The organism is uncultured Veillonella sp., from assembly GCF_915069625.1.
Lineage (GTDB): Bacteria > Bacillota > Negativicutes > Veillonellales > Veillonellaceae > Veillonella.
Map to the genome: position 1 here is coordinate 1 of NZ_CAJZFD010000092.1, position 7,957 is coordinate 7,957.

The 7,957-nt window shown below is 40.4% G+C and carries 10 protein-coding genes; 1 reads left to right on the forward strand and 9 read right to left on the reverse strand.

The window, feature by feature from the left end:
* The first annotated feature begins 163 nt into the window (after nucleotides 1-163).
* Nucleotides 164-1,072, forward strand: coding sequence for a hypothetical protein (locus QZ548_RS06015; protein WP_295869070.1), 909 nt, complete (start codon nucleotides 164-166; stop codon nucleotides 1,070-1,072).
* 70 nt (nucleotides 1,073-1,142) lie between these two features.
* Here the strand turns inward: QZ548_RS06015 and QZ548_RS06020 are convergent, their stop codons facing one another.
* The 9 genes from QZ548_RS06020 to atpB form a co-directional block, all read right to left on the reverse strand.
* The gene (locus tag QZ548_RS06020; protein ID WP_105084941.1) at nucleotides 1,143-1,499 is read right to left on the reverse strand and encodes a hypothetical protein; all 357 of its coding nucleotides are present in this window, start codon (nucleotides 1,497-1,499) and stop codon (nucleotides 1,143-1,145) included.
* Between the two features lie 148 nt (nucleotides 1,500-1,647).
* Nucleotides 1,648-2,055, reverse strand: coding sequence for an ATP synthase F1 subunit epsilon (gene atpC / locus QZ548_RS06025; RefSeq protein WP_105089723.1), 408 nt, complete (start codon nucleotides 2,053-2,055; stop codon nucleotides 1,648-1,650).
* A gap of 3 nt (nucleotides 2,056-2,058) precedes the next feature.
* Nucleotides 2,059-3,483: a F0F1 ATP synthase subunit beta gene (gene atpD / locus QZ548_RS06030; RefSeq protein WP_060924365.1), complete on the reverse strand. Its 1,425-nt coding sequence runs from the start codon at nucleotides 3,481-3,483 to the stop codon at nucleotides 2,059-2,061.
* An 18-nt stretch (nucleotides 3,484-3,501) separates the two neighbouring features.
* Entirely contained in the window at nucleotides 3,502-4,356 is an 855-nt protein-coding gene (atpG, locus tag QZ548_RS06035) for an ATP synthase F1 subunit gamma (protein WP_295869072.1), read from the reverse strand.
* Nucleotides 4,357-4,359: 3 nt separating this feature from the next.
* A complete protein-coding gene (gene atpA / locus QZ548_RS06040; protein WP_105089724.1) occupies nucleotides 4,360-5,898 on the reverse strand; it encodes a F0F1 ATP synthase subunit alpha in 1,539 nt (512 codons plus the stop codon).
* Nucleotides 5,899-5,914: 16 nt separating this feature from the next.
* A complete protein-coding gene (gene atpH, locus QZ548_RS06045) occupies nucleotides 5,915-6,466 on the reverse strand; it encodes an ATP synthase F1 subunit delta (RefSeq protein WP_105089725.1) in 552 nt (183 codons plus the stop codon).
* A gap of 4 nt (nucleotides 6,467-6,470) precedes the next feature.
* The gene (atpF, locus tag QZ548_RS06050) at nucleotides 6,471-6,968 is read right to left on the reverse strand and encodes a F0F1 ATP synthase subunit B (RefSeq protein ID WP_105089726.1); all 498 of its coding nucleotides are present in this window, start codon (nucleotides 6,966-6,968) and stop codon (nucleotides 6,471-6,473) included.
* 18 nt (nucleotides 6,969-6,986) lie between these two features.
* The gene (gene atpE, locus QZ548_RS06055) at nucleotides 6,987-7,214 is read right to left on the reverse strand and encodes a F0F1 ATP synthase subunit C (RefSeq protein WP_004695064.1); all 228 of its coding nucleotides are present in this window, start codon (nucleotides 7,212-7,214) and stop codon (nucleotides 6,987-6,989) included.
* A 23-nt stretch (nucleotides 7,215-7,237) separates the two neighbouring features.
* Nucleotides 7,238-7,912 carry a F0F1 ATP synthase subunit A gene (gene atpB, locus QZ548_RS06060; protein WP_227721104.1) on the reverse strand — a complete coding sequence of 225 codons (675 nt, stop codon included), beginning with the start codon at nucleotides 7,910-7,912 and terminating at the stop codon, nucleotides 7,238-7,240.
* Between the last annotated feature and the right edge of the window lie 45 nt (nucleotides 7,913-7,957).

Below are 7,957 nucleotides of genomic sequence, written 5' to 3' on the forward strand. Positions count from 1 at the left end.
GAGCGCCTGCCTTACAAGCAGGATGTCGGCAGTTCGATCCTGTCATCGTCCACCAGACCAAGAAGCAAGCATAAAGCTTGCTTCTTTTTTTTGTATATGTGATATAATAGTACCAGTTGTTTTGTTTGTAAAAATTTAAAGAGTTTTATTAAGAGGAGGAACTATGTTTCGTAAATTCGGACGCTATAAACGTTCGCTACTTACAGTACTAGGTGTACTATTGGCATCTACCCTTGCTACAGCAAGTGCGGCCACAATTAATATGAGTCAACTAACATCCAATAGGGCTCAACCGGTTGTTATTAACTCTGTGCAATCCAATGTAGATACAACTACACCTACATTACAATCCGATAATAATGGTCAACCTATTTTGAAGGTTGCCAACACACCGGTTTCTACTCCAGTTGTAGGAACACCTGAAAAAGCGACGATCAACACATCTAATTCTAATTATGATGGTCATTTAGATAATTTCCCTAGTCGCAAAGTAACAATCGTAGTACCTGCCAAGTTGCGCAATGAAAATACAGCACAATTTGGTCGTTACATGACAGATCGTCTATCTAACACACTTAAATATCCGTACTACGATACAGCAATCGTAAGTACTAATACGCCAACAGCAGAAATTAGAGCTGTTGACCTTGCACAAATTGCATCTGCGCAGAACTCTGAAATTGTTATCATGCCTGTACCATTGCAAGATGTATACGTACAAATCAATGGTGTAAATAGCCCATACGCATATAACAATGATGATCGCGAAATGTACATTGCAGCAAAAGTTAATGCATTGTTATATTACTACGATGTGAATGATCAAGTTATTCACACTGTACGCAGTGGATTCAATCAAACAGATGATTCCTTGACAATGCCAACACATAAGGCTGTATGGAATAAAGTTATGACTGTATTACTTGATAAATTACCGTATAAACGTATTCCAACAGACCGTGACCGCTATCAAGCGCCTGGCATCAACTCTGAATCTCCAGTTGTACTTGACTTCCAAGTAGAACAACCTAGAAATACTGCTTACTCCTTAAAAGGTGTTAGCGTATTATAAGAGACAATAAAAAGACCGTTAAGCAATTGCTTAACGGTCTTTTTGTATTCACCTATTAATGATACATAACTTAGTGAATCAAGCCGATTAATCTAAGTTGATGCTCTGTAAAACCAGCATTTCTTAAAAGTGCAGTAAATGAACTACGGAAGGAATCAGATAAATCGCTTACGTAATAAATTGAATCATCATCTTTTGCACTTGCTGTACTTGTATTAGTAGTCGCAGCATATTTAGCATTATCAGCTTCATTTTGTTTAACCATGTTAGCTCTAAAAGCATCATTTGTAGGAGTTTCTACTGGTGGGCGAACCGAGTCAGTATATTTATAACCATAAGATGCGTCTACATGTGTTCCTAGTGTAGATGCACCAAAACAGCATGCTAATACAGCAAAAGCAATGAAAGATTTTTTTGATACGTTCATTAGAAAACCTCCAAATTAACACAATAAGTCATTAAATTTAAATGACAAATTTTAGTATAAGCAGATGACCTTAATGTTAGATGAGTGTTTCCTATAAACAAAATGAAATTCTATAGAAAAAGGCTAGCCCTATGGCTAGCCTTTCATTTTATAGTTGTTTAGTTACATGCAAGCGCAATAATGCACGTTGCAATGCTGCTTCTGCGCGTTCTACATCGATATCTGGTGTAGGATTGGATAACCGGCCTTCTGCACGTTCTTTAGCTCGACGAGCACGTTCCACATCAATAGATGATGGATCTTGGCAATCTGGAGTTACAATACTCACCTTATTATGTTCAATTTCACAGAAGCCACCAAATACGGCAAGTTCACGAGATGTTCCATCTGGTTGATCTATGCGTAATGGCGCTAAATCTAATGCGATAATCATAGGTGCATGATTTGGCAAAACACCAAATTGACCATCGATGGCTTTGCCTACAAAGAATGTAGACTTGCCTTCAAAGACAATCGCATCAGGTGTGATGATCTGTAGGGACATAGGTTCCGCCATGGATTATTCCCCCTTCTCTTGCATTTCCTTTGCTTTTTGAACGGCTTCATCAATGGTACCAACCATGTAGAATGCACCTTCCGGTAAATCGTCATGTTTACCATCAAGGATTTCTCTAAAGCCTCTCAATGTTTCGGACAATGGTACGTATTTACCAGGAGAACCTGTAAATACTTCGGCTACGAAGAATGGTTGACTCAAGAAACGTTGAATCTTACGAGCGCGAGATACAGTCAATTTATCTTCGTCAGACAATTCTTCCATACCAAGGATTGCGATAATATCTTGAAGATCGCGATATTTTTGCAATACTTCTTGTACGCCACGAGCTACTGCATAGTGTTCTTCGCCAAGTACATGTGGGTCCAAAATACGGCTTGTAGAATCGAGTGGATCCACCGCTGGATAAATACCAAGTTCCGCAATGGAACGAGACAATACTGTTGTTGCATCCAAGTGAGCGAATGTCGCTGCTGGAGCAGGGTCAGTCAAGTCATCGGCTGGTACATATACAGCTTGTACGGAAGTAATGGAACCTTCTTTTGTAGATGTAATACGTTCTTGTAAAGCACCTACGTCATTAGCCAATGTAGGTTGGTAACCTACGGCAGATGGCATACGACCTAAGAGGGCAGATACTTCAGAACCCGCTTGGATAAAGCGGAAGATGTTATCGATAAACAAGAGCACGTCTTGTTTCTTCACGTCACGGAAGTATTCAGCCATTGTAAGGCCTGTAAGACCTACGCGCATACGAGCCCCAGGTGGCTCATTCATTTGGCCATATACGAGGGCCGTTTTATTGATAACGCCGGATTCTTTCATTTCATTCCACAAGTCGTTACCTTCACGAGTACGTTCGCCTACGCCGGAGAATACGGAGTAACCACCGTGCTCTGTAGCAACATTGTGAATCAATTCCATGATCAATACGGTTTTACCTACACCAGCACCACCGAAAAGACCGATTTTACCACCTTTTACATATGGAGCGATAAGGTCAACAACCTTAATACCTGTTTCCAAGATTTGTGTATCTGGAGAAAGGTCATCAAATTTAGGTGCTGGACGATGAATAGGCCATTTTTCGTCAGCTACAACTGGAGCTGGATCATGGTCCACAGTTTCACCCAGTACGTTAAAGATACGACCCAATACACCTTCACCTACAGGAACGGCAATTGCAGCACCAGTATCTTCAGCATCCATATTACGGGTCATACCGTCAGTAGAGCTCATCGCAACGCAACGTACAGTATCATCACCTAAGTGTTGCATAACCTCTACTACAATTTTTTGTCTATCATGTGCCTTATGATCATGGTAGATGTTGATGGCGTTGTAGATGCTTGGCAAATGACCAGCATCGAAGCGCACGTCTACAACTGGGCCGATGACCTGCACAACTTTACCAATATTATTACTCATCGACAGATGTCTCCTTATTTATTGCAAGGCATTAGCGCCACCAACGATTTCAGAAATTTCGTTTGTAATGCTAGATTGACGTAACTTGTTATATTCAAGTCCCAAGGAATCAATGAGTTCCCCTGCATTGTCTGTAGCAGATGTCATGGCTGTCATACGAGCACCCAATTCACTTGCTGCAGATTGCAACAATCCATTATAAACAGTAATTTCTAAATATTTTGGTAGCAACGCTTCCAAGACAGATACAGCAGATGGCATGAAATCATACTCCTGCCCTTTTACCTCATCTTGTGGTTGCTCTATTGGCAACAAGCGTTCAGCCTGTGCAATTTGCGTCATAGAATTTACAAAACGTGTATATATCATGATGACTTCGTCAACTTCATGACTTTCGTATAGTGAAAGTGCTTCATGCATAATGGCACGCGCATGTTCATAGGAAGGTTTATCAGAGAAGCCCGCATAGGACTTATCGATATGAATTCCTCTGGATTTCATGCTGTCTCTTGGCTTTTTACCAGCCGTGATAACACGATATGTATCGGAAGATTTGCCATGCAATTGCTCCATAGCAAATTTCAATACATTAGACGAGAATGCCCCTGCAAGGCCCTTATCAGCACCTATTACAACATAGCATGTGCGTTTTATAGGACGTACCTCTAGTAAAGGACTGCTAAAGCCTTCTAAATCACTATTAGACATATGACGCAAGATTTGCCCAATTTTTTCTGCGTAAGGACGTGTAGATTCCGCTTTTGTTTGTGCCCTACGAAGACGAGCTGAAGCAACCATCTTCATCGCTTTTGTAATTTGTTGCGTATTGGTAACACTTTTTATGCGTTTTCGCAAATCTTGTGCACTAGCCATACATTACGCCTCCTTATGAGACACTAATGTATGCGTAGAACCAAATGCTTCTACACATTCTGGGATTGCTTGCTTCAATAGATTTTCAGTATCTTCATCAATTTTCTTAGACGTTTCAATATTCGTGATAATTTCAGGATAGTTAGCTTTTATAAAACGTAAAAGTTCAGCTTCAAATGATAATACATCATCTACTTGAATATTAGCTAAATAACCTTTTGTACCAGCGTAAAGGTTGATAACCATTTCTGCTACGCTCATAGGTTCATATTGACCTTGCTTTAACATTTCAGTCAAACGTTCACCGCGGTCTAATTGTGCTTTAGTAGCCGCATCAAGATCGGAACCGAACTGTGCGAAGGCTGCCAATTCACGATATTGTGCAAGGTCCAAACGCAATTGGCCTGCTACTTGTTTCATCGCTTTAGTTTGTGCACTACCACCTACACGGGATACGGACAAACCTACGTCAACAGCTGGACGGATACCAGAGTAGAACATATCTGTCCCCAAGAAAATTTGACCATCAGTGATGGAGATTACGTTTGTTGGGATGTATGCAGATACGTCACCCGCTTGTGTTTCAATGATTGGCAACGCTGTAATAGAACCACCGCCAAGTTCTGGTGAAAGTTTAGCAGCACGTTCTAATAGGCGGCTGTGTAAGTAGAATACGTCGCCTGGATACGCTTCACGCCCTGGTGGACGGCGTAATAATAGAGACATAGCACGGTAAGCAGCTGCTTGCTTAGTTAAGTCATCATATACGCAAAGTACATGTTTGCCTTTGTACATGAAGTATTCACCCATAGCAACCCCTGCATACGGAGCAATGTATTGTAATGGAGCACCTGTAGAAGCACTAGCAGAAACGACGATTGTATAATCCAACGCACCTGTTTCTTCTAATTTTTGTACTACACGAGCTACGGTAGATTCTTTTTGACCAATAGCTACATAGATACAAATAACATCTTTACCTTTTTGGTTGATGATTGTATCAAGAGCGATTGCAGTTTTACCAGTACCACGGTCACCAATGATGAGCTCACGTTGGCCACGGCCAATTGGTACCATTGCATCAATGGCTTTCAAACCAGTTTGCAAAGGTTCATTTACGGATTGACGATCCGCAATACCAGGAGCTGGATGTTCTACAGGACGACGTTCTGTCGCTTGAATAGCACCCTTACCATCGATAGGCTGACCCAACGGATTTACTACACGACCAATAAGTGCATCACCTACTGGTACGTCCATAATTTTGCCAGTACGGCGTACTTGGTCACCTTCTTTAATCAAGAAGTCATCACCCAATAGTACGGCACCAACATTATCTAATTCTAAGTTCAAAACCAAGCCATATACGCCGTGTGGTAACTCTAACAACTCACCGGCCATGGCTCTTTCAAGACCATAAATATGGGCGATGCCATCCCCTACGTCGAGAACAGTACCCACGTCATCGACATTGAGGTCAACATCATAGTCCTGAATCTGCTGTTTAATTATAGCAGTGATTTCTTCAGGCTTCATTTTCATATATACCCATTCACCCCTATCTAATAGAGTTCGTTCTTAATAAAGATTTTTCTAATTCTTGCAAGCGACGAGATACAGAGCCATCAATGCGTTTATCCCCTACTTGAATGATAATACCACCCATAATGGAAGGATCTTGACGCACGGATAGAATAACATCTTTGCCCGTTACCTCTCGTAATTTAGCTTGTACAGATGCTTCTATATCAGCTGTGATTGGTTCTGCTACAGTGACAGTAGCTTCTAGAATACCACGAGCTTCGCGTGATTTCTTAATAAATGCCGCAATAGTCTGCTTTATATAGCGATCACGACCACGTTTAATCATCACATAAATAAAATGCAAAGCAACCTTATCGAGACTAGATTCAAAAATTTTACCAATCAGCTTAATCTTTGCATCTTCTGTAACAGTTGGATTTTCAAGGAATGAGCTTAATTCAGGTTGCTCATCCATTACAGATGCTACATAGCCTAATTGCTCCTCCATGAGATCCAACTTATTTTGTTCTTGAGCTAATTCAAACATAGCTGAACTGTATTTATCTGCTACAATTTCTATGCTCATCGTATCACAACCCTATCGTTTTACTATCAAGTTGACGAATAGCGTCTTCGATCAATTTCGTATTAGTTTCGCTGTTCATATCTTTAGCAACAACTTTACCAGCCATAGCTACAGATAAGGAAACAACTTCATTGCGCAAGCTGTTCATTGCACGATCACGTTCAATGGCAATATCTTGACGAGCACGATTTTTTTCTTGTTCAATTTGCTCGCGAGCTGTTGCTAATTGTTCACGTGTTGTATTTTCTGCTTCTTGAATTGCTTTTTCAACAATTTTTTGTGCCTCTACACGAGCATTAGAAATTTGAGCTGCATAATCAGCTTTAAATTCCTCTGCTTCTGCACGAGCTTTTTCTGCAGCTTCTAAGTCTTTAGCAATTCGTTCTTTACGTTCTGTCATCATAGCCAATAATGGTTTATATGCAAAACGAGCCAATAGCCAAACTAATATAAAAAAGTTCAACATTTGAGCAAGAATCGTTCCAAGGCTTAAGTCAACCAAGGTTATTCCTCCTCGTTATTATCTGAATAACAAAATAAATGCTACTACTACACCGATGATAGGCATCGCTTCGATCAAACCAATCGCTACGAACATTGTAGACATCAATTGACCACGTAATTCTGGTTGGCGTGTAATACCTTCGATTACTTTGCTAGATACAAGACCATCACCGATACCTGCACCAATGGCACCACAACCTACTGCGATTGCTGCTGCTAATGCGAATAAACCTTGAGCTTCCATAATATATCCTCCATATAAAATAATTAATGTTCCTCACTAAGAGCCATCCCCAAGTAGGAGGCAGTAAGAACTGTGAAAATAAAGGCTTGAATAATACCGATAAATAAACTAAAAGCAATCCAAACCCATGGTACAGGTACAAACCAAGGCAAGTTATACAATACTTCTAACAAAATTTCACCAGCTACGATATTGCCGAATAGACGGAAAGCAAGTGTAACTGGTTTTGCAATTTCCTCAAAAATATTAAGGATTAGCAAAGCCTTATAAGGTTGTACAAAATGATTGAAATAGGATAAGCCTTTAACTTTAATCCCCATAACCCATACCACTAATGTGCTACATAGAGCTAATGCAATTGTAGTATTAATATCGGATGTTGGTGATGTTAAAGCCTTAAACGTTGGCATTAAACCCAGTTCGTTCCCTACAAAAATAAATAAGAAAAACGTAAATAACAAGGAACTTACCATCGGCCAATGACGACCCAAGTTCGGAGCTAGCTGCCCCTCTAAGCCTTCTAATATAGCTTCCACTATATTTTGCAAGCCTACAGGCACCAATTTACGTCCTCGGGTGGCCAATACTGTTACCAGTATTACAATAGCCATAGTAACCCATGTAGCAATCAAGGTATCAATATTAAATGTTAACCCCAACCACTGCACGACCTCATGGTGTCCCGCATGTAATTCCACGTTCTCAACCCCTTCCATAGTCATAATAAAAACCTTATATATTTA